Origin of the sequence: Kocuria rhizosphaerae, assembly GCF_044462265.1 — a bacterium.
Classification (GTDB): Bacteria; Actinomycetota; Actinomycetes; order Actinomycetales; family Micrococcaceae; genus Kocuria; species Kocuria rhizosphaerae.
This window is the reverse complement of record NZ_JBISWL010000047.1, coordinates 1-469: the sequence shown is the minus strand read 5'-3', so window position 1 is coordinate 469 and position 469 is coordinate 1. Positions and strand designations below refer to the sequence as shown.

General features: G+C 73.3%; 1 protein-coding gene. It reads right to left on the bottom strand.

Annotated features, from left to right (window positions below):
- Nucleotides 1-24: 24 nt before the first annotated feature.
- The coding region (locus tag ACH9EU_RS06065; protein ID WP_396413044.1) for a transketolase-like TK C-terminal-containing protein at nucleotides 25-469 on the bottom strand (445 nt) is incomplete at its 5' end.

The following is a 469-nucleotide window of genomic DNA, read 5'->3' as shown; positions in this document are numbered from 1 at the left end:
CGCCGTGCCGCCGGGACCGTCGCCTCAGGCGTCGCCTCCGGCGTTGCCGGAGGTGCCGGCGGTGACCTCGTGCAGCGCGTACTTCTCGATCGCCTCGCCCGGGGCCCGCCAGTCGACCTCACCGCGCTTGGCGAGCATCTCCAGGGCGCGCACCACGATGGAGTGCGAGTCGATCTTGAAGTACCGGCGGGCACCCGCGCGGGTGTCCGAGAAGCCGAAGTCGTCCGCGCCCAGGGTGGCGAAGTCGTTCGGCACGTAGGGCCGGATCCGGTCGGGCAGGTCCGCCGTGAAGTCGGAGACGGCCACGACCGGGCCCGTGGCCCCGGCCAGCTGCTGGGTGACGAACGGCGTGCGCATCCCGTCGCCGGGGTTGAGGAAGGCCTCCTTCTCGGCGGCCAGTCCGTCCCGGCGCAGCTCGTTCCAGGAGGTCACCGACCACACGTCGGCGGAGACCCCCCAGTCGGCGGCC